The following is a 24,758-nucleotide window of genomic DNA, read 5'->3' on the forward strand; positions in this document are numbered from 1 at the left end:
ACCGTTCCGCTGAAGAGCGACGACCAGGGCCGGTCGAGCATCTACCTGGCCCAGACGAGCCCCAACTTCACGACCTGCCACAGCTGAACGCACAGCCCGGGTGGGTCCGCCCGCACGCGCCGCCACCACGCGAGCGGGCGGACCCACCTGCTGCTCCCGGGGCTGCGCCTGCTGTGGCACCCAGCGGCTCCGGGTCTTACGAATCGCTGACGGCCGGGCGCGGGGGGTGGTCGGCGGCCCCGAACCGGTGCTGTGCTGGTCGCATGGTCAGTGAAAGGCAAGGCAGGCCCGTCGGTCGGCGACTGGTCCTGGGAATGCTCGGGCTCGGCGCCGTGGGCGTGGCGGTCGGGGCACCGCTGCAGGACAGCCTCAACGGGGTGTTCGCCGGCGTGCGCGAGAAGGATCCCACCGGCATCACGGGCCTGCTGCCCGGCTCCGGTGACTTCCGGTTCTACTCGGTGGCCCCCTCGGTCCCGCAACGCACCGCAGCCGACTACCGCCTCGCCGTGGACGGGCTCGTCGCACGTCCGACGGCGTACACGCTGGCGGACCTTCAGGGTCTGCCGCGCACCCGGATGGTCAAGGACGTGCAGTGCGTCACCGGCTGGCGGGTGCCGCGGACGCCGTTCACGGGCGTGCGGCTGTCCCATCTGCTCGACGCGGCGGGGGTGAAGCCGGGCGCCAAGGCCGTGCGGTTCACCTGCTTCGACGGCGTGTACACCGAGAGCCTGACCCTGGACCAGGCCCGGCGGCCCGACATGCTGGTCGCCTACGCGATGGACGACCGGCCTGTGACGCACGCGCACGGCGGGCCGGTCCGGCTGTACGCCGCGCCGATGTACTTCTACAAGTCGGCGAAGTGGCTGTCCGGCATCACGGTCACCGACCGCGTGCAGCCCGGTTATTGGGAAGAGCGCGGGTACGACGTGGACGCCTGGGTCGGCCGATCGAACGGGCGGGACGATGCCAGCATTGACTGAACGGCCGGTCCCGGTGCGCCATGCGGAGAGGCTGCGGCGGTTCACCGCCGCGGAGCGGTGGGTGCACCGGGCCACGGCGGCGCTGATGGGCATCATGCTGCTCACCGCGGCCTGCCTGTACGTGCCCTACCTGGCCGAACTCGTCGGTCGCCGCAGCCTGCTGGTCACCCTGCACGAGTGGGCGGGCATCGCCCTGCCGGCACCGTTGCTGGCCGGGCTGGTCTCACGGGCCTTCCGGGCGGATCTGGGCCGGTTGAACCGGTTCGGCCCGCAGGACCGCGGCTGGGTGAGAGCGGCCCTGCGCGGGCACCACCGTTCGTCGGGAAAGTTCAACGCCGGGCAGAAGCTGTATGCGGCGTTGGTCGCCGGAGCCGCGCTCGTCATGATCGGTACCGGACTGATCCTGTGGTTCCCGAGCCTGGTGCCGCTGCTCTGGCGGACCGGGGCGACCTTCGTCCACGACTGGATCGCCCTGCTCATCGGCGTCCTCGTCATCGGCCATGTGTGGATGGCGGCCCGCGATCCGGAGGCCCGCCGCGGGCTGCGCACCGGCCATGTCTCGCGCGCCTGGGCCAGGCGGGAGCATCCGTTGTGGGAGGAGGAGTCCTGAGCCGGTCCGGCGGATGAAGGGGGCCGTGGCGACCGGGCAGGCGCAGCGCGCGCAGGTCGTCCACGGCACGGTCGTCGTTGCCGCGATCCGACTGTGGCTCCGCTGACCAGGTACGAGGGAGCCACTGTCACAGCCGGCCGATACGCTTCCAGCGATTTCCCGCCAGCTGACCGGAAGACATGATGACGCGCAGCTCCAGGCCATCGACCGAAGCGATACTCACCGCGTTGCCCGCGCTCGCTCCCTACGCGCGCGACGCCGTGGTGCTCTGTCCCGAGCGCGGCGAGCCGGACCCCCGGAACAGCTCGATCGGCGGCCCGCTCCTGTGGCCGAGTGACGAGCCGTGGCCGGAGTGCTCCCTGCCCGACGTGGACAGCCCTGATGGCGCACCTGCCACGGCGATGGTGCCGGTCGCCCAGATCTTCCGACGAGACGCGCAAGGGCCCTGGTGGCCGGCCGACTTCGACCTCTTGCAGATCCTGTGGTGTCCCAATGAACACTGGGATCCGCCGGCCCAACAGGCCGACATCAGCCCTGTGGTCGAGATGCGCTGGCGTCGGGCCGCTGAGGTGACGAGCCGGTTGACGACCCCGCCGTCGCCCTCGCGCTACGACGAGGACGGCTACCTGCCCCAGGCATGCACCCTCACCGCTCGGCATCTGACCGACTTTCCCTACCGGGAAGAACTGCCTGCGGACCTCCGCCCGCAACTGGAGGAACTGGTCCGTGCGACCGGTGACGGCAGTGATGTCATCACCCGCGTCGCCGGCTGGAAGCTCGGCGGCTGGCCGACCTGGCACCTGACGTACCCGGCAGTGTTCGCCTGCGGTGACTGCGGCACGGACCTGACGCTGCTGTTCACCATGGCCAGCGATGCGGAGACAGGAGTCGTCGTCGGCCGCTCCGGAGACCTGCGGATCTTCACCTGCCCTGCCGATCACCGTCATCCCTTCCAGGTGGACCTGCACTGACCCGGCCCGGCACGCGCCGCGGTCCATCAGGAAGAACTGCCAGCTCTCGGGCCGCCGTTCGGCGTCCGCTCCGTGCCCGATCGGCGCCCGATCCGCGGTTCGTCGATTCGGGCAGGCGGTGATCCGGGGTGGCACCGCCGGTCATCGGCGACCGGGCCTCGCGGCGAGGGCGGCCAGGGTGGCGTGTTGGTCATGGCGTCCCGGGCCCGGGCGGTGCAGTGCCACGAAGGGACGGCCGTCGACCGCCCATCGACCGGCCGGGAGCCAACCCGTCGCGTCGGCGGCATGCAGCAGGGCGTTGGTGCCCAGACGGGCCCAGGGGAACGGGCGGCCGTGGCGGCCCCGGGCGTCCTCGACGCGCACGGTGAGGCGCTCGTCCACGTCGTGGGGGGCCGCCTCGGCCAGCAGGCGTCCCCCCGGGGCGACCAGGGTGCGCAGGCGGTCGAGCAGGCCGATCGGATCGCCGCCGATGCCGATGTTGCCGTCCATGAGCAGGACCGTGCCCCACCGGCCCTCCTGCGGCAGGCGGTCGAAGACGGACCGTCGCACGGCCCGCCCCCCGAGGCGGCGGGTGCGGGCCACGGCGGTCGGGCTGACGTCGATGCCCAGCGCCGGGACACCTCGGGCGGTCAGCGCGGCCACCAGGCGTCCGGGGCCGCAGCCGGCGTCGAGGACGGGGCCGGCACAGCGCCGCAGCACGCTGGAGTCGGCCGCGTCGGGCAAGGCGCACCAGCGCTCGACGTCCAGGGGCAGCAGATCGCCCCGCCAACCGGCGCCCTGCGCGGCGTCCGACGGTGACAGGCGGCGCAGGAAGAGGGGACCGCTGCCGGTGCGCAGGGCGTGCGCGTAGGGCTGGTCCGTCCAGGGGTCACGCCGTTGTGCGGGTGCGGGGCGGCCGGTGGCGGGCGTCGGTGCGTCGGGTTGGGCAGCCGCCGCGATGTCGGTCGCGCGCCGGCCGTGCGCCAGGCGGTCCGGCACCCACGGCAGTGCCTGGGCCCCGTCGAGGCAGGGCAGCACGACGTCGACCCGTGAAGGGGAAGGGGATGTCTCACTCACCCCCCTCACCCTACGAGAGCAAAAGGTACATAAAGGACTTGGTGACCTTACGGAACGCTGACGTCCCGGGTCTTCGCGGCCGGCCGCCGAAAGAGGATGCAAGACTCGGTGAGGTGAAACGCGTACTCGTCGTGGACGACGACCCCACCGTCTCCGAAGTCGTGGCCGGCTATCTGGACCGGGCGGGCTTCGCGGTCGAGATGATCGCCGACGGCCCGACCGCCGTGGCCCGGGCCACCGCCCAGCCCCCCGACCTGGTGGTGCTGGACCTGATGCTGCCGGGCATGGACGGGCTGGAGGTCTGCCGGCGCATCCGCGAGCAGGGCCCACTCCCGGTGATCATGCTGACCGCGCGCGGCGACGAGGAGGACCGCATCCTGGGCCTGGAGTTCGGAGCGGACGACTACGTCACCAAGCCCTTCAGCCCCCGCGAACTCGTCCTGCGGGTGCAGTCGGTACTGCGCCGCGCCGGCGTACCGACCACCGCCCGGACGGCACGGTCGGAGCCGTGGCTGCGGGCCGGACCGCTCAGCCTGGACCCGGCCGGCCGACGCGCCACCCGTGACGGAACCGAACTCGCCCTGACGATAAGGGAGTTCGACCTGCTGGAGTTCTTCCTGCGGAACCCCGGGCGGGCGACGAGCCGGGAGGAGCTGATGCGCCGGGTGTGGGGCTGGGAGTTCGGCGATCTGTCCACCGTGACCGTCCACGTACGGCGACTGCGCGAGAAGATCGAGGACGACCCGGCCCGCCCGCACCTGATCAGCACGGTGTGGGGCGTGGGCTACCGCTTCGACGCCGCCCCACCGCCGGAAGGCACCGACGAGCGAGGAGCCCACGATGATCGGTGACGCGCTGCTCATCGCGCTGTACGCGGCGGTCGGCGCGGGCGCCGCCGGACTGGTCGGCACGGCCGCCCTGCGGCTGCTCCGGAACCGATCGGTCACCCTGTCCCTGGCCGTGGTCGCCGCCGTCACCGTGGCCGCGATGCTCGCCGGAACGCTCCTGGTCTCCTGGGCCATGCTGCTGTCCGATCACGACCTGTGGGTCGTGACGACGGTCTGCGCCATGGCGGCGGTCGTCTCCATGACGGTGGCCCTCGTCCTCGGCCGCCGCGTCGTCAAGGGAAGCCGCGCACTGGCCGAGGCCGCCCGGGCCCTGGGGGACGACGGCCGCTTCACCCCGCCCGCCGCCGCGCCCACGGCCGAACTCGCCCAGCTGAGCCGGGAACTGGCCGCCACCAGCGCCAGGCTCACCGAGTCCCGGGAGCGCGAGCGGACCCTGGAAGCCTCGCGCCGGGAACTGGTCGCCTGGATCTCCCACGATCTGCGCACCCCACTGGCCGGCCTGCAGGCGATGGCCGAGGCGCTGGAGGACGGCGTGGTCGACGACCCCGGCGTCTACCACACCCGCATCCGCACGGAGGTCGAGCGGATGGGCACCATGGTCGGCGACCTCTTCGAGCTCTCCCGCATCCAGGCCGGCGTCCTCACCCTGGCCCCCACCCGCATGTCGGCCTACGACCTCGTCGGGGAAGCGATCGCCGGCGTGGACGCACTCGCCAGGGAACACGGCGTGCGACTGGTCGGGGACGGCGTCGATCCCGTGCCGATCGAGGTCGACGCCCGCGAGATGTCCCGCGTATTGGGCAACCTGCTGATCAACGCCATCCGCCGGACCCCCGCCGACGGCACCGTCGCGGTCTCCGCCCGGCGTCAGGCCACCGGCGTCGTCCTGTCCGTGACCGACGGCTGTGGCGGCATCCCCCCGGAGGACCTGCCCCGGGTCTTCGACACCGGCTGGCGCGGCACCCACGCCCGGACCCCGCCCGCCGGGGCGGGGCTGGGCCTGGCCATCGTGCGCGGCATCGTGGAGGCCCACCAGGGCCGCGCTGCGGTGTCCAACGTGCCCGGCGGATGCCGCTTCGAGGTCCACCTTCCCGCAGCCGGCTGACCACCACCGGCCGGCCGCACCCACGCCACGTACACGCGCACGCGCACGCCGGGGCAGGGCAGGGCAGCCGCACTCACTCCGACGCCGACAGTTCCTCGAACAGCCCTTCCAACGCCGTGCGGTCGTCCTCGCTGCCGGTGTGCGGCGAGGCGAACCACCGCGCGTACTCCGCGATCTCCGACAATCGCCAATCGAGCGCGAACAACTCGACCATCGCCGGATCGTGACGCAGGCGGGCACCGGCGGCGAGCAGATCGCCGTAGTCCCGCTCGCGCGGTGCGAGCACCAGCGATTCCCAGTCGACCAGTCGTAGGCCGAAGGCGCCGACGACCTGGTTGGCGTAGTGCGGCTCGCCGTGCGTCGGCACCCACCCCTCCCGGCCGGCGAGCGCGCTCTCCGCCAGTTCGTGATAGCGGGCCGTCCAGCGTCCGATCTCCTCGCCGCGCGCGGCCAGCGCGGCCCTGGCCTCCTCCCCCAGCGGACCGGACGTCCACGGCCGCGTGGTCCTGGCCCGCAAGGCGTCGGCGAACGACGGCGCGACCCGCGGAGCCCAGTCCCGCAATCCCCCCGGAGGCTCGGCGTCATGCAACGCGGCCAACGCGGCGACGACCCCACGGACATGGCCCGGCTCGCACGCCTCCGCCTCCGTCGGAGTGCGCCCGTCCAACCACGGCGTCACGCTGAGCGCCCCGCCCGCGGCCTCGACGGTGAACCGCCCGGCCCGATGCGGCAGCGGTGCGCACATCACCTCCAGCCCGCCCGCCGCGAGCGCTGCCGCCCCCGCGTACGCGGCTTCCAGCGACCCCGCGGTATGCCTGGACCCCAACTCGTCCCATGTCACGAACAAGGCGGTGCCGCCACCGGCCACCCGCCAGTGATGCGCGCCGAAACCCCAGGGCAGATAGACGACCTCCGCGATCTCGGATGTCTCGGCCGGCCAATGCCCGGCGATCGCACGGGCGATGGCATCGTCGCTGATGGAAGCGGGACGGGAGTGCATGAGACCCGACCCTAATCACGGCCCGGGCCCCACTCACCCGATTTTCCCGCACGGCCGGCCGGCATCGGGGACGTACTGGACGAACTACCAGCCCAGCACCTCCACCAGGCGGCGCCGGGCATGGGCATACGTTTCCTGAGCGTCGAGGTCTCCTACGTCCACGCCCAACACGTGCCACGGGGTCTGTGCGAGCAGACGACGGGTCAGGTCGGCCTCGTAGCGGAGATGAGCGGCGGCCGACGCAAGGTCGCGAACAGCCCGAGTACCAGGGGACCCGGCGAGCTTTCGCACGTACCAGTCCTCCCAGGCATCGCCCTCTCGCTCGACCGCACGCCGCAGCGCCGTGGCCGGATCGTCATGGACGTACACCACGGTGACCTGTGCCGGCTCCACAGCCCGGGCCAGCTCATCCATGACGTGGACGAGAGTCCCCTCGTCGTGCCCCCATGCCACAAGGGACGGGATGAACGGCAGCAGGGCATCGGTCACCAGATAGTCCTTACCCGCCGCGAGTGACTCGGCGACGTAGGCGCGAGTGCACTCGGCCAAGGTCGCAGGCCGGACGGTTCCGTCCCCACCGGCGAACTCTTCGGTCACGGGCCGGAAGGCGGACCGTGTGAGGATGTCGGCCTCCTCGAAGTGGTCCACCGATGCGCCGGTGTTGCCGAGCCACTCGGCTATCGCACGGCACAGGGTGGACTTGCCGACACCAGGGCTGCTGCCGATGACAGAGATGAGGTGGAGGGTCATGGCAGCAGTCTCACACCGCGCGCAGACCTCCACCCGGTATTTCGTCGGAAGGCGAAGGCCATGAGGGTGTGACGAGAGTGAGGGTCGCAGGGGTGCCGACGAAGTCGGGGTCCGGCCGCCCACGTCCACGCTCGCCGGGTGCCAAGCTCCTCTTCGACACGGGACTGGGCGACCTGTATGTGATGCGCACCGGCGAAGGGCGCCCTTGCCGTGGTCGGCGCCTACCACGCGCTGGACACGGGCACAGTGGAAGTTCTGGCCGGCGCACCGTCCTGAACCAGGCGGACGAAGCCCCGGTCCGCCCTCGACATCCGCCCCCGCCTGACCAGCTGCGGTCGACCGCACCTGCCGACCGTCTCGGCTCGCGCCAGGCCAGGCGCCGTGCGGTGCCGTGCCGTGCCGTCATGCCGCGCCTCGCCGCGCCCAGGCATGGCCACGCCGCGACCGCCCATGCCGACTTCCGAGCGAGTAGAGAGCTCGACCGATATCGACCATCAGGGGTAAATAATAGGGAAAATGTTCTGGTAATCTCCCAGTTCAGAGACTCGTGTGAAGGAACCGCATGACTACGCCCACTCCTCCCGATGGCTCCACGACCACGGGTCGCCAGCCACAGGACCACAACCCGTGGGCCCCACCGGCACACCAATCCGCCGACGTGCCCCCCGCGACGTACCCGACGCAGATCGGCCAACCCCGTAACGGCATGGGCATCACCGCCCTGGTCCTCGGCCTGGTGGGCGTGGTCCTCGGCGTGTTCGTCTTCCTGTTCTGGTTGTCCTGGCTCCCTGCCCTGCTGGCTGTGATCTTCGGCGCCGTGGGGCTGAGCCACGCCCGCAAGGGCCGTGCGACCAACAAGGGCATGGCCGTCGCCGGTCTCGCCCTGGGCATCGTCGGCCTGCTGATCGCGGCCGGCAGCGCGGTGTTCACCGCGGTGGTGGTCAAGCACGCCGTCGACGGCGCACGCTCGGAGATCAAGGAAGTCAAGGAGGCCGAGGAGTCGAAGGCGGCCGAGGAGAAGAAGCGGCACCTCTCCTTCGGCGAGGCGTACACCTTCGGCAACGGCCTGAAGGTCACGGTGTCCAAGCCGACGCCGTTCACCCCGGACGAGTTCGCCAACGGCCACGCCAAGGGCAACAAGGCCGTGGAGGTCACCGTCACGGTGGTCAACACCGGTTCCCGGCGCGTGGGCGTCGAGACCGGAATGCCGGACGTCAAGGACGCGGACGGGATCTCGGCACAGCTGGTGATCGACGGAAGCGGCCGGCAGAAGGTCATCACCGGCGCCGTCCCGCCCCACGGGACGGTCGTCGGCAAGTACGCCTTCTCGCTGCCGCCGGAGGCCGCCAATCCGGTCGAGGTGAAGTTCAGCCCGGACGTATCGCAGTGGGACGACGCCTACTGGAGCGGGCCCTCCTCCTGACCTGCACGGCAGGCCCCAACCGTAGCGGCAGACGCTCGCGGGCAACCGCGACCGGTCTGCCAGTGCGGCCCCCGCACGTCGCCGACTGCGGCGAACGCCTGATTTCCTCCTCTGCGGGCGCGAGCCAAGACCGGTCAAAAGCCCGGCACTTCTACAATTTGGCTCCGTACGGTCCGGCGCGCGCCTCACGGCCGGGCCGTACGCCGGCGACGAAGAGGAGGGTCCCGTGCCAGGCCAACGCTCCATCATCGAGGCCGAGAAGCTCGTCGAAGCCAAGCTCGGCGGCGTCCCGATCGGGCACGACCAGATGGCCGTGGTGGCCAACATCCATCGGGTGGCCGCGGCCGTCCGGCAACATCTGGAGAATTCCGTACTGCGCGGTTCGGATCTGACCTGGACCGCGTTCGTCGTGCTGTGGGTGATCTGGATCTGGGGCGAGTCGGAGACCCGATACGTCGCGGAGGAGGTCGGGATCTCCAAGGGCACCCTGACCGGCGTCGCCCGCACCCTGGAGTCCCGCGGCCTGGTCAGACGGGCCGGCCACCCCGAGGACGGCCGGTTGGTGCTGCTCGGTCTCACCACGGAGGGCGAGGCGCTGATGCACCGTCTGTTCCCCCAGTTCAACGCGGAGGAGGTCTTCGTCACCCAACGGCTCGACGCCGAGGAGTGCCGACGGACCGCGGAGATGTTGCGCCGGATCGTGGTGCAGGTCGAGACGCACGGCGAGGAGCGGCGGGCGGCGCTGCTGGACGGCGCGGAGCCGGCACCCCGCCGCAGCGGACGCCGTTCGAAGTCCTGACGGGGCGTCGGCGTCCGTTGCCCGGTGCGGGTCCGCTCGTCCTGGAGCGCCGCACCCAGCCGTCCACCGAGCACCGTGCGAGCGGCCTGGTCGGACAGGTCGTGCGGATGATCGACCGGCGCGGACCTGCCCGGCCTGCGCGAAGACCCGTACCGGCCGCCCACTTCTCCTCGATCCCGCCAACACCCTCGATCCCGGCCCCTGGGCGTCCCGCGTCGACGCCATCGCCGAGCGGGGCGACTGACGTCGGTCGACCGGCCGGATCGATGACGCGCGCCGGTCCACAGATCAACATTCGGTCGAACCCAAATCTCTTGCTCGGCCGACGAGGGGCCTGATGGGATCCTCGGCATGACTGTTTCTGCTCCCGGGGCGGGCCCGGCGACGGCGACGCACGACCTGCCGGTTCCGGCTCACTGGTTTGAGCTGCACGAACTGGACGACGGAATCGTCCGCATCACCGAACCGCACGTCGACAAGTTGCTGCGGGCCAACCTGTGGTGGCTGCGCGGAACAGATCGCGACCTCGTCGTGGACGCCGGCCTGGGCGTCGCCGCCCTACGCCAGGAGATCCCGCAGATGTTCACACGGGATCCGCTGGTCGTTCTCACCCACGCCCACCTCGACCACGTCGGCGGCGCCCACGAGTTCCGCGAACAGGCCGCCCACACCGCCGCCGCCGGACCGCTGGCGGAAGGGGTTGCGGCGAGCCTGTTCGGCGTCGAACTCTACGACCAACTCGGCCTCGACGCCGCAGCAGACCCCCCACCGAACCTGCTGATCAACGCACTTCCGCACCCGACCTACGACCCTCGCACCTACCAGGTGGCTCCCCTGGAGGTGACCCAACAGCTGCACCACGGGGACGTCATCGACCTCGGCGGCCGACAGCTGACCGTCATCCACCTGCCCGGCCACACACCGGGGTGCATCGCCCTGCACGAAACGCACACCGGGGTGCTGTACTCCGGCGATGTGATCTACAACGGCGACCTCATCGACGACCTCCCGGAATCGGACCGGTCCGCCTACCGCCGAAGTCTGCAACACCTCTTGGACCTGGACGTGTCCGCCGTCCACCCGGGTCACGGCCGCAACTTCACCCGAAGCCGCCTGCACGAACTCCTCCACGCGAACCTGCGAGACCAGGAATGAGAGCTGGAGTCACTGCTCTGGCCGGCGGACCGGGTCTCCGGCTCGGGCCGGATCCATGTTGTGGAAGCCCACTGCCGCGTCGAGGAGCCACGCACCCGCCCCTGACTCCTGCGGAGGTCCGTCGACGGCGACGTTCTCAACGGCTGCTTCGCCGGCAGGGTGGCCACCGTCGCGAGACTGCACGAGGCGCTCACCGAGTCCGAGAGTGACGCCGATGCCCCGGTCGTTCTGGAGGCCCACGTCCACCAGATCGGCCTGCTGGGGCCGACCGCCGAACGCTTCGTCGCCGCGACGATGCCGGCCGAGTACCTGACCACGGTGGAGCTGACGGACCCCGGATACAACGCAAGACCACGCGCCACGATCCTCGCCGCGGAGGACAACCGCCTGCAGCGGCTCGCGGACGCCACCGCACCCGAGCTCCGCCTGCGGGCGTTCGCTGAGCACGGCGCCCCGGCCGAGGATCAGCGCACGTCGACCGCCGCGGGGGGACGGGCCGGCGAGGCGCGGAAAGAGCAACGAACGGCAGGTCCTCATCCGCCTCACCGACGACGGCACCCGACGACTCACCGCCATGCGTACCGAGCTGCGCGCCCGCCAGGCCCAGGCGCTGTCCCGCTTCACACCGCAGGAGCGGCACGCGCTCACCGCACAACTGCACCAGCTCGCCGGCCTCATCGCCGACACGATGACCGCAGCGGACCACTGACGAGCCTCAGGTCGGCAAGACGGACGGGACGGTGGCTTGGGCACGAACTCCCCAACACAGGCCGGCACTTCGCCGCGGCGCCGTACGCCTCATCGCAGTGCACGAACACGGCGCCATATCCGCGCCGCACGATGCCCCGGGATCGTCGACGGCCACGTTTCAGGATGCTGGCGAGTCACCGCGGCTCCCGACGAACGGATTTTTGCGCAGGTGACGCGGGGCCCGGGCGATGAGGTGCCTGCCGTGAATGGCCCCGGTGTCGAGCGCGCGGCTCTTGCGCGGGCGGCGGCGCCCGGCGGCGGAGTCAGGCGCCCGTGGCCACGGCTTTGAGTTCGGCGAGCGACTCCCGGATGAGGTGCGCGAAGTCCTGGTCACCGGATTGCTCGACCCAGCGCTCGAACGCGATCTTGAACACGGCGATGCCCGCCTCGGCCGTCAGGCTCGCGGCCGGTTCTCCCACACCGCGGCGGCGCAGAGTGTCGGAGAGCGCCGTGGACAGCGAGGCGAACTTGATCAGTTCGCGTTCCTGGAGCTCGGCGTTGGCGGCGATGACGGCTTGCCGGCGGCGAACCCTGTCGAAGCGCCCCTGGAACTGTGCCGCGGCGGCATCGAGGGCAGCGGCCACCGCGTCGATCGGCGCCGCGGCGACAGGCGCCTCGGTGACGGTGTCGACGAAGAGCTCCTGGAGTGTGCCGGCGCCGGCGAACAGCACCTCGCGCTTGTCGGGGAAGTACCGGAAGAACGTCCGCTCCGTCAGTCCCGCACGCTTGGCGATCTCCGCCACGGTGGTCTGTTCGTACCCGCGCTCGCTGTAGAGCTCCAATGCCGCCTGCTCAAGTCGGCCACGCGCGTTGGGCTCCCATCGACTCATGTCCCGAATCCTACTCGATGACAGTGACTGACATCGATGCTACCTTTGATGTCAGTGACTGACATCGGTCCGTCCTCGGTGCACCCTGCGCAGAGGACGATGGAGTGCTGGGAGTTCTCCTCATGCGTGTATTCGTCACCGGCGCATCCGGATTCATCGGGTCCGCCGTCGTTCCCGAACTCATCGGCGCGGGCCACCAGGTCCTCGGGCTCGCGCGCTCGGACGCCTCGGCCGAGCGGCTGACCGCCGCGGGGGCGCAGGTGCACCGCGGCACACTGGAAGGCCCGGACAGTCTGCGCTCCGGCGCCGCCGCGTCCGACGGGGTCATCCACCTCGCCTTCATCCACGACTTCTCGCGGTACGAGCACGCGGCGCACACCGATCTGCGTGCCATCGAGACGCTCGGTGCCGCACTGGAGGGATCCGACCGCCCCCTGGTCGTCGCTTCCGGCACGCTGGGGATCGCCGAAGGGCGGGTGGCGACCGAACGGGACGTCCCCGTTGCCGACTCGATCGGGGCCCTTAGAGCTCCCTCGGCGCAGGCCACGCTCGCCCTCACCGCGCGCGGGGTCCGCTCGTCAGTGCTGCGGCTGGCGCCGTCGGTGCACGGCGAAGGTGACCACGGCTTCGTCAAGACCCTCATCGATATCGCCCGCGACAGGGGCGTGTCGGGATACGTCGGCGACGGGTCGAACCGCTGGTGTGCCGTGCACCGCAGCGATGCCGCGCGCCTGTTCCGGCTGGCCCTGGAGGGGGCTCCGGCCGGGTCGGTGCTACATGGAGTCGCCGAACAGGCGGTACCGGTCCGTACCATCGCCGAGGCGATCGGCCGGCATCTCGGCCTCCCGGTGGCGTCCGTCTCCCCCGAGGACGCGGAGCGGCACTTCGGCTGGCTGGGCGCCTTCTTCGGGGCCGACGCACCGACGTCCAGTGCTCTGACCCGCGAACTACTGGGATGGCAGCCGACCCATCACGGACTCATAGACGACCTGGAACAGGGTCACTACTTCCGGGCCTCGGCGGACCGTTCCACCCTGCCGTAGCCGAATCCGCCCTGCAGTGGCCCAGGCGTCGGGGCCCGATGGGAGGTGAGAGACACAGCGCTGCATGGACGCGGGGTGGACGCTCTGGACGCATGTGGCGCGGCCGACTACCGGCGGGACAGGGGGCGTTGGAGCGCGAGGAGTGCGAGTGTCGTCGACGACCGGTCGGGGGAATCCTGCCGGGCAGTCCTGGAGGTTGCCTGCGCAACGCCTCCCGCACCGGCCGAGCCCCATGGCATGTGCGGGAGGCGGGTCACCGTCGGGTCAGTTGGTGCAGGTGTCGAGCATCGAGGCCAGCGCCTTCTTCTCGCCGTCGGTCGTGGTCAACTTCCAGACGGACTTGATGTGGGTGTAGTCCTTGGCGTACGTGCACCAGAAGGCGTGGTTGGTCGGCTTCCAGTCGGCCGGGCCGCTGTCGCTCTTGGAGCTGTTGGAGGACTCCGAGGCAATCAGCAGCTGGGGGTCCTTCAAATCGTTACCGAATGCCTTGCGCTGGTCGGCGGTCCACGTGTCGGCGCCGGAACGCCAGGCTTCGGCGAGGGGCACCATGTGGTCGATGGTGGCCTGCGCGACATCGGTGACGGTGGCGTCGTCATACACGGAATACCACGAACCGCTGGCCGGCTGACAGCTGCCCGGCTTGTCCTGGACGTCCTTGCCGTCGCGGGCGAGGACCTCCTGGCGGGTGGTGCAACCGTCGGGCTGCTTGGCCCATATGGAGAACTTGTCGCGGGCGTAGCCGTCCATGGAGTGCGGGGTGGCGACGGTCAGGGCCGTCAGCTCGGCGCGGGCGGTCGATGTCGACGGCGGGGCCGGCGGTTCGGCGAGCGCCGGGGCGGCGGACAGGCCGACGACGATAACGGCGGCGGCCGACAGGCCGAGGGCAGCACGAGGCATCAAGGTCTCCTGAAATGTGGGGGGTTGGAGAGACTCCTTTCGAGGAAACCGCACATGCCGGGGCCTGCGCTACGCGCGTTGAATGGACATGACAATTCTTTTCCCTTCCCGTTACTTGCATTTGAAGGGGCGGGCTTGCCTGCGGTAGATGCCGCATGCATCAGGAATGGGCGGCCGGTGAGGCGGCGGGGGGCGACCAGTCGTCACGGAACGCCCCGTTTACCGGGTCCGCAACCAGGCATCCGCGAACTGCTGCTCAGGCGGTGGTGGCCCGTCGTGCGTACACCTCGATCTCGATCTTCATGCGGGGATCGGCGAGCCCGCACACCATCATCGTGGCGGCCGGCCGGACCTCCCCGAAGCAACGGCGGAGGACCGGCCAGCAGGGCTCGAAGTCCGCGCGGTCGGGCAGCAGATAGCGCACCCGGACCACGTCGGCGAAGGTGCACTTCGCCTCGGCCAGCGCGGCCTCGATGTTCCGCAGGCACTGCTCGGCCTGCGCCACCACGTCGTCCGAGATCGTCATGGTGGAGTAGTCGAACCCGGTCGTCCCGGACACGTGCACCCAGTCACCGTCGATCACGGCACGGGCGTAGCCGATCTGCTCCTCGAAGGTCGAGCCACTGAGGATCGCGCGTCGCTCTGTCATGCGCCGAACGCTAAGTGGTCCGGGCCGCTACGTCCATTGCCGGTATCCGGGAGGGCGGGCGAGCCGATCAGCCCTGCTGGACGGGTACGACGACCAGTTCGGCGCCGTTGACGTGTGCGGGGACGGAGACGGCGAAGGCGATGGTGCCGGCGATGTCCTCTGCGGTGAGCGGGCGGAGGTCGGTCCGCATGCGGGGCAGGGAGGTCTGCATGCTGATGTCCCGCATGTCGTGGCCCAGTTCCGTGACGGTGACGCCGGGTTCGATGTTCTTCCCGCGGACGCCGCGGGGGCCCAGTTCGGCACGCAGATTGCGGGTCAGGTGGGCCACGGCGGACTTGGTGGCGCAACAGACCGACCAACCGGGGTAGAGACTGTGGCCGGCCACGGAGCCGACGTGCACCAGATCGGCGGGGCCGAGGGTCGCGGTGATGGTGCGGGCGGCGGTGTCGATGGCCTTGGGGTCGGCCAGGTCGGTGGTCACCAGGAGGATGGGCGCGGTGGTTGTGGGGCCGAGTTCGTCGGCCAGGGCTCGCAGGCGCTCTGCGCGACGGCCCAGGAGGGCGACCGCGGCCCCGTCGGCTGCCAGGCGGCGGGCGGTGGCTGCGCCGATGCCGCTGGAGGCGCCGGTTACGACGGCGACCCTGCCGGTCAGCCGCTGAGCGCTGTGCCCGGCATGGGTGTCGCGGGCGAGGGAGGGAGACGAAGAACTCACGGCTTGAGCCTGCGACGGTGAGCGCATCCCTGACCAGGCAGGGATTCTCCCGGGAGGCACGATCGTAGGAGTGCCACGGCCACCCTCCGCGGTGCCGCACCTCACTCGCCCGTGTCTAAGGTTGCGGGCATGGGCAGCGCGAACCCGCTCGGGCAGTTCTTGCGTACCCGCCGCGCCCTGATCACCCCCCGAGGACTCAGGACTGCCGGTCTCTCCTCGGCGCCGGGTCGCCGGGCTGCGCCGCGAAGAGGTCGCCATGCTGGCCGGGGTCAGCTCCGATTACTACGTGCGGCTGGAGCAGGGGCGGGAGCGGCACCCCTCCGTGCAGGTCGTCGATGCCCTGTCCCGGGCCCTGCACCTGGACGGGGACGCGACGGATCATCTACAGCGGCTGGCGCGACCGATTGCGGGGCGGGGCCGTGCGGGACTGTGGGCAGAGGCGCCCGGAGACCGTCAGTCCGGTCCTGTTGCGGATGATGGCGGGCCGGCACCGCACACCGGCCGTGGTCCTCGGGCGCTGTCTGACGGTGCTGGCCCATAACGCCCTGGGCCGAGCCTGTTCGCCGGCCATGCCTACAGCGGCGACCTGGTGCGGTTGGTGTTCCTCGACCCGGACGCGCGCGAGTTCTCTCCGGACTGGGAGCAGGTGGCGGCCAACACCGTGGGCGGGCTGCGCTCGGCGGCCGGGACCGACACCGACGACCCCCAACTTGTCCGGACGGTCGGTGAACTGTCGCTGAAGAGCGCGGAGTTGCGTCGCCTGTGGGACCGCCACGACATCCGCCAGGAGACCCACGAGGCCAAATGCTTCCGACATTCGGGGGGGCGGGCGGCTCGGCCACCGCCACCGCCACCGGCATCCCACTCGCCGGCACTTTGACTGGTGGCAATCGCAACGACGGCCTTCCTCACCCTCGGATGCCCAGTCATCTGCTGACGACACCTCAACGCGTCGCAGGGGTAGCAGATCAGGTCTACGACGTCGGCTATCCGCCGCCTCCTTCAGCCAACGACCAGATGAGAACATCGTTCGTGGTGGGTGATCGCATCGCCCTCGAAGCCACCCAACTACCTTTCCTTGAAGACCATTTCGTTAGGGCGCTCCTCTGGCTCGTTGAGAAAGGCCGGTATTGACGAATGGTCAGGTGTTGGCCAGCAGGAAGTCCTCTCCGCTCGACGGGCGGAGGCCGTCGGTGCGATCGGCGAAGTAGCGATCGGCGAGCGAACCCCCCGACACGTGGCGGGCCTCGCCGAAGCCGGCTTCACGGGCCAGTGCCAACATCTCGGGCGGAGTGTAGAAGCTGATGAACGGGGTGCCGGATGCCTGTGCGCCTTCCTTGCTCGTCCGGAGGCCGCGGCGGTCCGCGTCGTCGATGAGTTCGGGCGGCAGCAGGAAGGTCATGGCGAGCGTCGAGCCGGGTGCCAGCCCGGCGATCTGGCGGAGAGTGGCCACGGTGGCGTCCTTGGTGAGGTACATGGTGACGCCGGTGGAGACGATGACCGCCGGTCGGCTGGAATCGAAGCCGGCAACGGTCAGCTGTTCCAGCCAGTCTTCGCTCGCCTCGAAGTCGACCGGCACCAGGTGCAGCCAGTCGGGAATGTCGTAGCCGAGTTCGACCAGGCGGCGACGCTTCCATGCCTGGGTGGCGGGCTGGTCGACCTCGAAGACCTGTAGGCGGGAGGCGACCTCCGGCCGGCGCTGGGCAAAGGTGTCCAGGCCGGCTCCCAGGATGACGTACTGGGTGACGTCGTGGTCGACCTGCTCGGCGACCAGGTCCTCGATGAAGCGAGCGCGGGCCACGATGGCCGCTCGGAATCCCCCGGTGGCATCCGGGTCCATGTCGGGACGGCTGCGCCAGTCGTCGTCGGGAGCCGCCAGCTGGAGGCCGATCTCGTCGTCGAGCACATGCGGTGGTGGGTCCACCTGGACGTGCACGGCTCGCCAGAGGGCGGTCCGCAGCGCGGTGTTGTCCGGTGTCCCGGTCGGCTCGCCTGTCATGGTGTTCCCTTCCGGCGCCGTTGTGGTCAGTTCTGGGCGGGTGCTTGGAGGCTCCACAGTCGCCCGTCGGGATCGCGGACGGTCATCTCCTTGGTTCCGTAGTGGGTGTCCTCGAACGGCGTGACCACCTCGACGGCAGGATCGGAGCGGAACGCGTCCGCGTCCGCCACCTTCAGCACGATCTGCGTCTGAGGCTCTTGGTCTTCCGGGACCTCGGCGATGAAGACGTACGGCCCGTCGCCGTTGCGGAGCTGACCGGAGTTGTGGTCGGTCGAGAACTCCAACTCGTAGCCCAGCGACTGGAAGAACTTCGCCGCCCTGCCCCAGTTGTGGGTCGTCAAGTGCACGGCCTCGATTCCTTCGGTCGGCATATCAGCTCTCCCTCTCCGTCGCTCGCTCGTTGTCCGTGCCCTCGGCGTCGTCGAGATAGGCGCGCAGCGCTTCGGCGACCAGTGCCGACAGCGACATCCCCGATTCGATGGCGTGGTACTTGACCTGCTTGATCAGTCCGATCGGCAGGTACACGTTGAACTGCTTGACTTCCTCATCACCCACAGAAGCGATGCTAGCATCCTAGCAAGCTAGCCGTTCGAAGCAATGCGCATCGCCCGAAGTCCGCGGGACCGCCCCCGGCGCCTGCCGTGACAGCGTGCCCGGGGTCGGGCAGGGCGGCGCCCTACGTCGCCCCGTATGTCTGCGACCACCTGCGGGGCCCACGCCATCCACGCATCGCCCAACTGCCGCCCGCCGTACCGGACTTCTGCGAGTCCGTGACGGAGGCGTCGGCGCTCTACCATCCGCTGCTCGCCGACCGCCGGATGCTCGTTGCACTGGACAACGCGGGCACCGCCGAACAGGCACGCCCCCTGCTGCCCGCGACGCCGGACTGTCTGTCGAGCAACGCTGCCCGGCTCTTCCGCTTCCTGGGTCTGCACCCCGGCCCGTGCGTCGGCGACCACCACGCCAGCGTGCTGGTCGGCGGGGACGTCGAGGGCCGCCGTCGCCATCTCAACGAACCGCGCGACGCCCACCTCCTCGAGGAACGTGCCCATGGACACTATGTGCGGTCGGAAATGGTGCGCATCTACGCCGCGCAACGCGTCGCGGTGGAGGAGCCCCGTTGGGCTCAGGACCAGGCCGTACAGCGGCTGCTCGCCTTCATAGCCCAACGCCGGGTGGCCCCTCCGACCTCTCGTTCGGATCTTGCCGGCTCGGACACCTCCCGCTGATCCGGATCGATCCGACGTGATGCCGCCTGATCCGATGTGATCCGGCCTGATCCGGCCGGCCGCCGAGGGTCGGAGTCCGCCTGGAGTCGGACCAAGATGGCCCTGAAGGAGGATTCGTCGGCACTTGCTCGTACGAAATGGTCGTTCTTTCCGGCAAGTTGACGGGAAGGAAGGCATTTCGTGCGAATACGACGCTTAGCGGCCGTGCTGGCGGTCGGGGTCACGGCGACGCTGGTCCCCGCCCTGTCCCCGGCGCAGGCATCCGCCGCGGACCCGCTGCACGGGTTCCACAACCAGCGCCCCGCCTGGCACCGTTGCGACACCTCGATGCCCGCCGCGTACCAGTGCGCGACGATCGATGTGCCGCTCGACTACAGCCGGCCCACCGGCAGGACCATCAAGCTGGCCATCTCCCGGATGAAGGCCGGCGGCTCGGCCGAGCGGCACGGCGCGATCCTGTTCAATCCCGGTGGGCCCGGCGCCAACGGCCTGGCCATGCCGGTCGCGATGAACGACACGATGCCCAAGGACGTCCGCGAGCGTTACGACCTGATCGGGTTCGACCCCCGCGGAGTGGGCCGGAGCACCCCCGTCACCTGCGGCCTGACGGCCGCGGAGCGGAAGGTCGAACACCCCTACCGGCCCGAGACGTTCAACCATGATGTGACTTGGGCACGGTCCGTCGCCGAGAAGTGCCGCACCGAGAACGGCGACGTGCTCCGGCACATCACCACCCGCAACACCGCCCGTGACATGGACGTCATCCGCGCCGTACTGGGCGAGAAGAAGATCTCGTACCTGGGCTTCTCGTACGGCACCTACCTCGGCGCCGTCTACACGCAGATGTTCCCCCAGCGGACCGACCGCTTCGTACTCGACAGCGCGGTCGACCCCGCCCGGGTCTGGCGCGGCATGATCCAGGTGTGGGCAGAGGGCGCCGAGCCGGCGTTCGCCCGATGGACGAAGTGGACCGCTCAGCGCGACCGGGCCTATCACCTCGGGAGCACGCCCGCCGCGGTCAAGGCGTCGTTCTGGGACCTGGTCGCCCGAGCCGACCGCGACCCCATCCCGTATGAGAACCAGAAGCTCAGCGGGGACGACCTCCGGGCCGGTCTGCGTCCCCAGTTCTTCAGTCCGATCGAGGCCGCCGAGACCGTCGCCGCGCTGAAGGCCGCCGCCGATGGGAAGCCCACCTCGCACCGCATCGTGGGGCTGGACGGCGCGCCGGCTCCGCGGAGCCCCGGAGAAACCGACGCGCAGCCACCGGCCGACAACGGCTCCGCGGTGTTCTGGTCCGTCGTCTGTGGCGACACCGCGGCCTGGCCGCGTCGCATCGACCAGTACCGCCGTGATGCGATCCAGGACAAGGCCAGGCACCCGCTGTACGGCGACTTCGGCTCCAACATCACGCCGTGCGCCTTCTGGACCGGACCGGCCGAGCCCGTCACGACCGTGCACAACGATGTCCGTCTCCTCACCGTCCAGAACCAGTGGGATCCCCAGACACCTCTGGTCAGCGGTCTGGGCATGCACCGCACCCTGACGGCTTCGCGCATGGTGTACGTCGAGGGCGGCGAGGGCCACGGCGTCTACTCCGGGGACCCGCGCGCCTGCGCCAACCGTGCCGTCAACGCCTATCTGAGCACCGGCCAGCTCCCGACACGGGACCTCACCTGCGAGGCGTCCGGCAGCCAGAACGCCGGCCTGGGGAAGAGTACGGTCCCGATTCCGCACCGCGTACCGGGAGCGCCCGGCTTCTGACCACCTTGGGCACCGGACAGCGCACGCGTGGGGTCCTGGCCGTGACGATGGCCGGGGCCTCATGCCTGGGTCGGCACATCCCGGTCCGGATCGTCGGCCTCACCGACGTTGGCCACCCATGCAGTTGGCGGCCCGTTGGCGGCGGTGTGTCTCGTGTCCGTCGGGGCGCCCGTGGGTTCGGGCGCCCCGACGGGGGCCGCGGCCGGGGGCCTGCTCCCGGCGGAGTCATCGGCCGGCCAGCAGTGCCTCCAGTGCGATGGCCGTGTCCGGGTGGGCCCTGGTCAGTGTCGCGCCGTGCGGGGCGGGTGGCGCGGTCTGCCAGGTACCGTCGCAGCCGAGCAGGCCCGCCAGGGCGTCGCACGTCGCGGGGTGGGCGGCGAGGAGGGTGACGCCGTGGCCGGTGTCCGCGCCCGGTGTGGGTTCGGCGGTGTGCGCCTCCGGTTGGCTTCGCCACGGTGGTGTCCAGGCGTCGAGCGCCGCGAGTCGGCCGGGGAAGATCCGACCGGCCTCGCGGATCAGCAACGGGGCGAGCTCGGCGCCGTCCGAGCGCAGGGTGCCGATCAGGGTCGGCAGCCACGGCAGGAGCACCGGGTCGGGCAGTCGCCCGAAGGCGTTCGACACCGCTTCCACGACGAAGTCGGCGAGGCCGGGGACGGGCTCCAGGGCGTGCAGGAAGCCGCTGAGGTAGCGCGGGTAGGCGGGCACCACCAGGGGGTTGCCGAGCAGTGCGTCGCACTTGGCCCGCAGGTCGGCGCGGGAGAGGTGGCCGAGCTGGGTCCGGGCCGCCCACAGCAGTGCCGTCTTGGACGGGTCCTCGGGGTGCGACTGGCTGACCGCCAGCTCCAGTTGGGTCCGGTCGCAGCCGAGCGACAGCGCCAGGCCCTCCATGCTGAACAGGAAGCCCAGCATGGCCGCCACCTGGCGGACGGTGGCGTCTTCGTCGGTGCAGGCCGTAGGCAGCAGCGTGCAGTAGTGCGCGTACCCGGTCTTGACGAAGGACTCGATCCACTGCGGCAGCACCGGTTCGCTGGTGCGGTAGTGCGACAGCAGCCGGCGTACCCGGCGGAGTACCTCCGGTGCGCCGTCGACGCTGCGTTCGGCGGCCAGCACCTCCAGGGCGCGGGTGCCCAGTTCGTCGGCGAGCCGGCGGCTGCGCAAGTACAGTGCCGCGTCCTCGACGGTTTCCAGGACCGTCGCCGTGGTGGCCTGTGAGCCGTACGCCGTGCGGCGCAGGCGTTGTTCGAGGACCTGCTCGATGCTGACGCCCTCGTAGCCCAGCTCGATGAGCGCGCGCTGGTGGGTACCCAGTGCCAGGTCCCAGGATTCCTGGATGGGGCGTTCGCCGAGCTTCCGCTCTCCCATGATCGGGCGGGCGGCGCCGTGCGGCATGAGGTAGCGCAGCATCCACAACACGTCGGAGCAGCGCTCCAGTTCCGGCTGGGCGGCTATGTCCAGCAACGCCCGCTGGACGCCGCGCTGCTGGAGCTTGAGTTCGAGCGGTGCCAGGCGGTCGTGGACGTCGCGTGCCAGGGGTGGCAGGGCGTCGTAGCCGACCTGGCCGGTCCGGTCGCCGCCCATCATGATGTCCACCAGGCGGCGCACGTCGCGCCGGCCGGGCACGGTGTCCTTCTCGATGCAGGTGACCGCCGCGTCCTGGAAGTCGTACGGCGTCGGCTTGGCCCGGTCCCGCATTCCGGCGAGCAGGATCGAGGTCTCGAACACCGCGATGGCGTCGGCGGTGGACGCGAGGTAGCCGTTGCGGCGCGCGGCGCGCACGATCTCCACCGACCAGCCGAGGAGTTCGGCCTCGTCGAGCCCGTCCAGGACCGGCGGTTGTCGGAGGAATCCGGTCAGCTTGTCGGTGGGCGGCGATGTCTGTGGCACGGGGGCGAGGGCGACCGCGGTCTTCCTGGGCCGTGCCGGCTTCTTCGTGCCGGTCTGCCCGTCCAGGCGGTAGGGCTGTACGCGGGTGCGTTTGACGTTCTTCGCCCAGACCGTGGCGGCGATCGACACCGAGCCGGCGGCGAGGCCGAACTGCGCCTCGATCGCCGCGTGGCTTGACGGGATCAGGCCGTGCTGCCATGTGGTGGCGGTGCGCGGGCCGATCTCGAAGGTGTCGGTGCCGTGGACGCCGAACTCCGCGACGCGGCTGGCCGCATGGAAGGCGCCGCAGACGTAGAGGCAGTCCGCGGGATCGGCGCCGGTCGCGGCCAGGTGCGCGCGCATCCTCGTCCACATGTAGCGCTCGCGGTCCTCGTCCACGCGCACCCGGTTCGGTTCACCCGGTGCCAGGCGCCGGAAGAGGCTGCCGATCAGCAGCATGACCTGGCGGTAGGTGTCGTGGTCGCTGTCGCCGAGCGGCACTTCGACGTACTGGTGCCACCACTCCGACCAGTGCCGCACCTTGCCGTGGCGCAGCAGGTGTTCCTCCAGCTCGGCGAAGCGGGGCCGCAGGTCACCGATCTCCACGCCGACCGCGTCGCCGTGCAGCGCGGCCTCCTCCTCGGCGGGTGGGGCGTCCGCTCCCCCGTTCTGGGCGGGGGGCTCGGCGGAGTGCGTGCCGCGGGCGTCCCACTGGAAGACGTGGTCCGAGGAGCGGTCGACGAGGACCAGCTCGACGCCCGGGGTGTCCAGTGCGTAGGCGATCGCCTGGTACTCGGCCGACGCCTCGGTGATCGGTGCGACCACCGACAGCGGGGACCACTCGGCGGGGAAACCGTCGATCTCGGTCGCGAACGCCTGGACCGCCACCGGGAGCCTGCAGTTGCGGAGTTCGGTGAGCAGCGGGGCCATGTCCTCGCACAGCTCCAGGTAGACGACCTTCGGCTGCTTCTCCCGCAGGCGGCGGGCCATCGCGAGGGCGGAGGCGGGCGAGTGGTGGCAGACAGGGAAGATCTCCAGCGGTTCGCGGACCGCGCGGTCGACGTCGTCGACGATGCCGAGCAGGATGCCCTCCAGGGCGTCGGGCCCGTCGGCGAACGCGGCGGCGGCCTCCTGCAACTGTCCGCGCAGCCCGGCGAAGGTGCTCTCGTGCGCGCCGCTCATGACAGGGTGGCGATCGCGTCGCGGCCGCCCGCCAGGAATTCCGGCCATGATCCGCCCTCTTCCTTGCTGCGCGGCTCGACGACACCATGCAGGTATTTGTTGAGGATGGCCAGGTCCTCGGGCTCGCGTCGGGCCAGTGAGCCGACGAGCGAGGAGGCCAGCGTGTGGGCGGTCAGGGCACGCTCGCCGAAGAAGTTGCTGTGCAGGACGGCGTCCTCGAGGACGCCGATCTGTTCGGCGGTGGACAGGGCGGACTCCAGCTTCTCGTCGTCACTGCCGGCCGCTGCGGCCGAGGCGCGCAGGTCGGCGAAGCTCTGCAGCAGGACGTCGAGCAGGTTCGGCGGCACGTCCAGCTCGATCTGGTGGCGGCGCAGCAGTTCCTCGGTGCGGAAGCGGACGATCTCCGCCTCGCTCTTCTTGTTGGTCACCACGGGGATGCGGACGAAGTTGAAGCGGCGCTTGAGTGCCGAGGAGAGGTCGTTGACGCCCCGGTCGCGGCTGTTGGCGGTGGCGATGATCGAGAAGCCGGGCTTGGCGAAGACGATGTTGTCGCTGTCCAGTTCGGGAACGGAAATGTACTTCTCGGACAGGATCGAGATCAGCGCGTCCTGGACGTCGCTGGTGGAGCGGGTGAGTTCCTCGAACCGGCCGATCGCGCCGTTCTCCATCGCGGTCATGATCGGCGAGGGGATCATCGACTCCCGCGACTGGCCCTTGGCGATGACCATGGACACGTTCCAGGAGTACTTGATGTGGTCCTCGGTGGTGCCGGCGGTGCCCTGCACCACCAGCGTGGAGTTGCGGCTGATCGCTGCGGACAGCAGCTCGGCCAGCCAGCTCTTGCCGGTGCCGGGGTCGCCGATGAGGAGCAGACCGCGGTCGGAGGCGAGCGTGACGATGGCGCGCTCGACGAAACTGCGGTCGCCGAACCACTTCTGCGGGATCTCCCGGTCCAGGCCGTCGGAGCGCTCCGAGCCCAGGATGAACAGACGGATCATCTTCGGGGACAGGCGCCAGGAGAAGGGCTTGGGGTTGTCGTCGACGGACTCCAGCCAGTCCAGTTCTTCGGCGTACTTGATCTCGGCGGGGGCGCGCAACAGGTCAGACATCTCAGGGCCTTTCGCTATAGGGGCATGCTGAAACGGG

General features: G+C 70.5%; 25 protein-coding genes and 1 pseudogene. 14 read left to right on the forward strand and 12 right to left on the reverse strand.

Annotated elements, in window-relative coordinates; translation table 11 throughout:
• The first annotated feature begins 263 nt into the window (after positions 1-263).
• From JNO44_RS01825 to JNO44_RS01835, 3 genes are all read left to right on the forward strand, one after another.
• On the forward strand, positions 264-980 hold the full coding sequence (locus tag JNO44_RS01825) for a molybdopterin-dependent oxidoreductase (RefSeq protein ID WP_240167368.1): 717 nt from the start codon (positions 264-266) through the stop codon (positions 978-980).
• A complete protein-coding gene (locus tag JNO44_RS01830) occupies positions 964-1,590 on the forward strand; it encodes a cytochrome b/b6 domain-containing protein (RefSeq protein WP_205360735.1) in 627 nt (208 codons plus the stop codon). Before JNO44_RS01825 ends, JNO44_RS01830 begins: the two co-directional genes overlap by 17 nt.
• Before the next feature lie 227 nt (positions 1,591-1,817).
• The gene (locus JNO44_RS01835) at positions 1,818-2,561 is read left to right on the forward strand and encodes a hypothetical protein (protein WP_240167369.1); all 744 of its coding nucleotides are present in this window, start codon (positions 1,818-1,820) and stop codon (positions 2,559-2,561) included.
• Between the two features lie 141 nt (positions 2,562-2,702).
• Here the strand turns inward: JNO44_RS01835 and JNO44_RS01840 are convergent, their stop codons facing one another.
• Positions 2,703-3,500, reverse strand: coding sequence for a class I SAM-dependent methyltransferase (locus JNO44_RS01840; protein WP_240167922.1), 798 nt, complete (start codon positions 3,498-3,500; stop codon positions 2,703-2,705).
• A gap of 230 nt (positions 3,501-3,730) precedes the next feature.
• Here JNO44_RS01840 and JNO44_RS01845 point away from each other — a divergent pair, with 230 nt between their 5' ends.
• Both JNO44_RS01845 and JNO44_RS01850 read left to right on the forward strand, forming a co-directional pair.
• A complete protein-coding gene (locus JNO44_RS01845; RefSeq protein ID WP_205360737.1) occupies positions 3,731-4,468 on the forward strand; it encodes a response regulator transcription factor in 738 nt (245 codons plus the stop codon).
• On the forward strand, positions 4,458-5,570 hold the full coding sequence (locus JNO44_RS01850; protein WP_205360738.1) for a sensor histidine kinase: 1,113 nt from the start codon (positions 4,458-4,460) through the stop codon (positions 5,568-5,570). Before JNO44_RS01845 ends, JNO44_RS01850 begins: the two co-directional genes overlap by 11 nt.
• 73 nt (positions 5,571-5,643) lie before the next feature.
• Here JNO44_RS01850 and JNO44_RS01855 read toward each other — a convergent pair whose 3' ends face one another.
• Complete coding sequence (locus JNO44_RS01855) at positions 5,644-6,570, reverse strand: aminoglycoside phosphotransferase family protein (RefSeq protein WP_205360739.1); 927 nt, start codon at positions 6,568-6,570, stop codon at positions 5,644-5,646.
• Between the two features lie 84 nt (positions 6,571-6,654).
• Entirely contained in the window at positions 6,655-7,320 is a 666-nt protein-coding gene (locus tag JNO44_RS01860) for a P-loop NTPase family protein (RefSeq protein ID WP_205360740.1), read from the reverse strand.
• A gap of 658 nt (positions 7,321-7,978) precedes the next feature.
• On the opposite strand from JNO44_RS01860, the gene JNO44_RS01865 reads away from it, so the two are divergent.
• From JNO44_RS01865 to JNO44_RS01880, 4 genes are all read left to right on the forward strand, one after another.
• On the forward strand, positions 7,979-8,743 hold the full coding sequence (locus tag JNO44_RS01865; RefSeq protein ID WP_235092017.1) for a DUF4190 domain-containing protein: 765 nt from the start codon (positions 7,979-7,981) through the stop codon (positions 8,741-8,743).
• Positions 8,744-8,969: 226 nt separating this feature from the next.
• A complete protein-coding gene (locus JNO44_RS01870; RefSeq protein WP_205360749.1) occupies positions 8,970-9,542 on the forward strand; it encodes a MarR family winged helix-turn-helix transcriptional regulator in 573 nt (190 codons plus the stop codon).
• Positions 9,543-9,893: 351 nt separating this feature from the next.
• On the forward strand, positions 9,894-10,697 hold the full coding sequence (locus JNO44_RS01875) for an MBL fold metallo-hydrolase (protein WP_205360751.1): 804 nt from the start codon (positions 9,894-9,896) through the stop codon (positions 10,695-10,697).
• 574 nt (positions 10,698-11,271) lie between these two features.
• Complete coding sequence (locus JNO44_RS01880; protein WP_268825799.1) at positions 11,272-11,406, forward strand: hypothetical protein; 135 nt, start codon at positions 11,272-11,274, stop codon at positions 11,404-11,406.
• A gap of 304 nt (positions 11,407-11,710) precedes the next feature.
• On the opposite strand, the gene JNO44_RS01885 is transcribed toward JNO44_RS01880, so the two are convergent.
• The gene (locus JNO44_RS01885; protein ID WP_205360753.1) at positions 11,711-12,277 is read right to left on the reverse strand and encodes a TetR family transcriptional regulator; all 567 of its coding nucleotides are present in this window, start codon (positions 12,275-12,277) and stop codon (positions 11,711-11,713) included.
• Between the two features lie 122 nt (positions 12,278-12,399).
• On the opposite strand from JNO44_RS01885, the gene JNO44_RS01890 reads away from it, so the two are divergent.
• Positions 12,400-13,320 (forward strand): SDR family oxidoreductase, encoded by a 921-nt coding sequence (locus JNO44_RS01890; RefSeq protein WP_205360755.1) that lies wholly within the window; start codon positions 12,400-12,402, stop codon positions 13,318-13,320.
• Positions 13,321-13,584: 264 nt separating this feature from the next.
• Here the strand turns inward: JNO44_RS01890 and JNO44_RS01895 are convergent, their stop codons facing one another.
• From JNO44_RS01895 to JNO44_RS44330, 3 genes are all read right to left on the reverse strand, one after another.
• Positions 13,585-14,217: a GmrSD restriction endonuclease domain-containing protein gene (locus JNO44_RS01895; RefSeq protein ID WP_205360757.1), complete on the reverse strand. Its 633-nt coding sequence runs from the start codon at positions 14,215-14,217 to the stop codon at positions 13,585-13,587.
• A gap of 256 nt (positions 14,218-14,473) precedes the next feature.
• A complete protein-coding gene (locus JNO44_RS01900; RefSeq protein WP_039639342.1) occupies positions 14,474-14,866 on the reverse strand; it encodes a RidA family protein in 393 nt (130 codons plus the stop codon).
• Positions 14,867-14,933: 67 nt separating this feature from the next.
• Entirely contained in the window at positions 14,934-15,578 is a 645-nt protein-coding gene (locus JNO44_RS44330) for an SDR family oxidoreductase (RefSeq protein WP_275695731.1), read from the reverse strand.
• Positions 15,579-15,834: 256 nt separating this feature from the next.
• On the opposite strand from JNO44_RS44330, the pseudogene JNO44_RS44740 reads away from it, so the two are divergent.
• Positions 15,835-15,903: pseudogene (locus tag JNO44_RS44740) on the forward strand (hypothetical protein); the annotation flags it as partial.
• Positions 15,904-16,167: 264 nt separating this feature from the next.
• Entirely contained in the window at positions 16,168-16,458 is a 291-nt protein-coding gene (locus tag JNO44_RS42935; protein ID WP_240167371.1) for an MmyB family transcriptional regulator, read from the forward strand.
• A gap of 261 nt (positions 16,459-16,719) precedes the next feature.
• On the opposite strand, the gene JNO44_RS01915 is transcribed toward JNO44_RS42935, so the two are convergent.
• The 3 genes from JNO44_RS01915 to JNO44_RS01925 are packed head-to-tail and all read right to left on the reverse strand — an operon-like array spanning position 16,720 to position 18,132.
• Positions 16,720-17,577 carry a class I SAM-dependent methyltransferase gene (locus JNO44_RS01915; RefSeq protein WP_205360762.1) on the reverse strand — a complete coding sequence of 286 codons (858 nt, stop codon included), beginning with the start codon at positions 17,575-17,577 and terminating at the stop codon, positions 16,720-16,722.
• A 26-nt stretch (positions 17,578-17,603) separates the two neighbouring features.
• Positions 17,604-17,948 carry a VOC family protein gene (locus tag JNO44_RS01920; protein WP_205360764.1) on the reverse strand — a complete coding sequence of 115 codons (345 nt, stop codon included), beginning with the start codon at positions 17,946-17,948 and terminating at the stop codon, positions 17,604-17,606.
• Between the two features lies 1 nt (position 17,949).
• Positions 17,950-18,132 (reverse strand): ribbon-helix-helix domain-containing protein, encoded by a 183-nt coding sequence (locus JNO44_RS01925; RefSeq protein WP_205360772.1) that lies wholly within the window; start codon positions 18,130-18,132, stop codon positions 17,950-17,952.
• A gap of 86 nt (positions 18,133-18,218) precedes the next feature.
• Between JNO44_RS01925 and JNO44_RS01930 the strand changes: the two genes are divergently transcribed.
• Both JNO44_RS01930 and JNO44_RS01935 read left to right on the forward strand, forming a co-directional pair.
• Entirely contained in the window at positions 18,219-18,806 is a 588-nt protein-coding gene (locus tag JNO44_RS01930) for a hypothetical protein (protein WP_205360774.1), read from the forward strand.
• A gap of 180 nt (positions 18,807-18,986) precedes the next feature.
• Positions 18,987-20,567, forward strand: coding sequence for an alpha/beta hydrolase (locus tag JNO44_RS01935; protein ID WP_205360782.1), 1,581 nt, complete (start codon positions 18,987-18,989; stop codon positions 20,565-20,567).
• Between the two features lie 225 nt (positions 20,568-20,792).
• Here the strand turns inward: JNO44_RS01935 and JNO44_RS01940 are convergent, their stop codons facing one another.
• Both JNO44_RS01940 and JNO44_RS01945 read right to left on the reverse strand, forming a co-directional pair.
• The gene (locus JNO44_RS01940) at positions 20,793-23,612 is read right to left on the reverse strand and encodes a DUF5682 family protein (protein ID WP_205360784.1); all 2,820 of its coding nucleotides are present in this window, start codon (positions 23,610-23,612) and stop codon (positions 20,793-20,795) included.
• Positions 23,609-24,721, reverse strand: coding sequence for an ATP-binding protein (locus JNO44_RS01945; protein ID WP_205360785.1), 1,113 nt, complete (start codon positions 24,719-24,721; stop codon positions 23,609-23,611). Before JNO44_RS01945 ends, JNO44_RS01940 begins: the two co-directional genes overlap by 4 nt.
• Between the last annotated feature and the right edge of the window lie 37 nt (positions 24,722-24,758).

Origin of the sequence: Streptomyces noursei, assembly GCF_016917755.1 — a bacterium.
Lineage (GTDB): Bacteria > Actinomycetota > Actinomycetes > Streptomycetales > Streptomycetaceae > Streptomyces > Streptomyces yunnanensis.

What these genes read in the sequence shown, in the direction of transcription:
- JNO44_RS01890 (WP_205360755.1), top strand. Translation starts at nt 12,400, where the DNA reads ATGCGTGTATTCGTCACCGGCGCATCCGGATTCATCGGGTCCGCCGTC.
- JNO44_RS01825 (WP_240167368.1), top strand. Translation starts at nt 264, where the DNA reads ATGGTCAGTGAAAGGCAAGGCAGGCCCGTCGGTCGGCGACTGGTCCTG.
- JNO44_RS01885 (WP_205360753.1), bottom strand. Translation starts at nt 12,277, where the DNA reads ATGAGTCGATGGGAGCCCAACGCGCGTGGCCGACTTGAGCAGGCGGCA.
- JNO44_RS01855 (WP_205360739.1), bottom strand. Translation starts at nt 6,570, where the DNA reads ATGCACTCCCGTCCCGCTTCCATCAGCGACGATGCCATCGCCCGTGCG.
- JNO44_RS01860 (WP_205360740.1), bottom strand. Translation starts at nt 7,320, where the DNA reads ATGACCCTCCACCTCATCTCTGTCATCGGCAGCAGCCCTGGTGTCGGC.
- JNO44_RS01880 (WP_268825799.1), top strand. Translation starts at nt 11,272, where the DNA reads ATGCGTACCGAGCTGCGCGCCCGCCAGGCCCAGGCGCTGTCCCGCTTC.
- JNO44_RS01850 (WP_205360738.1), top strand. Translation starts at nt 4,458, where the DNA reads ATGATCGGTGACGCGCTGCTCATCGCGCTGTACGCGGCGGTCGGCGCG.
- JNO44_RS01875 (WP_205360751.1), top strand. Translation starts at nt 9,894, where the DNA reads ATGACTGTTTCTGCTCCCGGGGCGGGCCCGGCGACGGCGACGCACGAC.
- JNO44_RS01915 (WP_205360762.1), bottom strand. Translation starts at nt 17,577, where the DNA reads ATGACAGGCGAGCCGACCGGGACACCGGACAACACCGCGCTGCGGACC.
- JNO44_RS01830 (WP_205360735.1), top strand. Translation starts at nt 964, where the DNA reads ATGCCAGCATTGACTGAACGGCCGGTCCCGGTGCGCCATGCGGAGAGG.
- JNO44_RS01940 (WP_205360784.1), bottom strand. Translation starts at nt 23,612, where the DNA reads ATGAGCGGCGCGCACGAGAGCACCTTCGCCGGGCTGCGCGGACAGTTG.
- JNO44_RS01900 (WP_039639342.1), bottom strand. Translation starts at nt 14,866, where the DNA reads ATGACAGAGCGACGCGCGATCCTCAGTGGCTCGACCTTCGAGGAGCAG.
- JNO44_RS01920 (WP_205360764.1), bottom strand. Translation starts at nt 17,948, where the DNA reads ATGCCGACCGAAGGAATCGAGGCCGTGCACTTGACGACCCACAACTGG.
- JNO44_RS01945 (WP_205360785.1), bottom strand. Translation starts at nt 24,721, where the DNA reads ATGTCTGACCTGTTGCGCGCCCCCGCCGAGATCAAGTACGCCGAAGAA.
- JNO44_RS01895 (WP_205360757.1), bottom strand. Translation starts at nt 14,217, where the DNA reads ATGCCTCGTGCTGCCCTCGGCCTGTCGGCCGCCGCCGTTATCGTCGTC.